The 878-nt window shown below is 75.2% G+C and carries 1 pseudogene; it reads right to left on the reverse strand.

The window, feature by feature from the left end:
• Window positions 1-878: pseudogene (locus ACPCUX_RS18770) on the reverse strand (fibronectin type III domain-containing protein); the annotation flags it as partial.

An 878-nucleotide genomic window follows, 5' to 3' on the forward strand; every position in this document is an offset into this window, starting at 1 on the left:
TCGAGGCGCTCGTCGACGTCGCGGTCGGTGCCCTCGCAGTCGCGGATCACCTGGCCGGTCGAGGCCCACGCCCCGTACGTGCACGACCCGAGGCGCACCGGGGCGGCCGGGACGCCCTGGGCGGCGCGGCGCTGGGCGTCGCCGCCCTTCAGGGGCTGGGTCACGAGCGCGTCGGTCGTCGCGACGACGACGTCGCCCGACCCGGCGGACGGCTGCTGGAGCCGCGCCTGCTCCGCGCCCTCGACCGCGACGGTCCGGCCGCCGGGCAGCACGAGCTGCGAGGCGGAGCGGTCGAGGACGACGGGCTCGTCACCGACGGCCGTCACCTCGACCTCGGCGCCCTTCCCGACCGGGAGGGACGTCGACGTCGGGTCGCCGGAGACGGCGCCCTTGCTCGTGGTCTCGACGGTCCACAGGGCCCCGGTCGAGGGGATCGCGGCGAAGACCGTCCCGTCCTCGGACACCGTCAGCGCGCCGTCACCGCCGACCTCGGCCGTCGGGTCGAGCTTCTCGGCGTCGAACGAGGTGGCGCCGTCGAACGGCAGGACCCACAGCAGGCCCTCCTCGCCGTCGAGGATCGCGGTCGTCGCGCCGCCGGAGGCGACCTGCGCCCCGGCCGGCAGGCGGATCTGCCCGGTGAGCTTGAGGTGGGCGACGTCCACGGGGGACGACGTGCTCGTCCCCTGGTCGTCGAGGAGGACGCGGCCCGCGTCCTGCTGCACGTCGAACGACGCGCTGCCCGCGTTGAGCGTGCCGTCCATCGCCTGGGACTCGTAGTTGAACCGCCCCACCAGGCCGGCCGACGTCTTCGTCACCCACACGCCCGAGTCGTTGAGGTCCACGTCCGCCGTGGCCTCGCCCTCGTAGAGCAGCGCCAT

It is taken from the genome of Cellulosimicrobium sp. AB352, assembly GCF_049538415.1.
Taxonomy (GTDB): domain Bacteria; phylum Actinomycetota; class Actinomycetes; order Actinomycetales; family Cellulomonadaceae; genus Cellulosimicrobium; species Cellulosimicrobium funkei.